Here is a 294-nt window from a genome sequence, read left to right as displayed (position 1 = left end):
AACCAGGATACGGTCTACTCTTTGCCTCCAGTTGCCGGACTCAAACAGCAGAGGCACGACAAAAATCAGATAGTCACCGGTAGCGCTCGCGGCTGCCTGCTCGGTCTGGCTACGTATCAGTGGATGTAAGATCGCTTCGAGTCTGAGTTTGGCGGCGCTGTCATTAAAAACTAATGCGCGCATTCTGGCTCTATCCATACTGCCATCAATAGAAATTGCCTGATCACCAAATTCTGCACGTATCTGTGGAATGGCCAGACCATCTTTCTGAGTGAGTGCGTGGGCGATCAGGTC

General features: G+C 51.4%; 1 protein-coding gene. It reads right to left on the bottom strand.

Annotated features, from left to right (window positions below):
• Window positions 1-294: dephospho-CoA kinase (coaE, locus tag KDM89_RS21655; protein ID WP_212689838.1), on the bottom strand; the 294-nt coding region annotated here is incomplete at both ends.

The organism is Cognatundibacterium luofuense (assembly GCF_018139685.1).
Taxonomy (GTDB): domain Bacteria; phylum Pseudomonadota; class Gammaproteobacteria; order Burkholderiales; family Burkholderiaceae_D; genus Undibacterium; species Undibacterium luofuense.
Note: the sequence above shows the minus strand (reverse complement) of the source record. Positions and strands in the feature narration are given on the sequence as shown.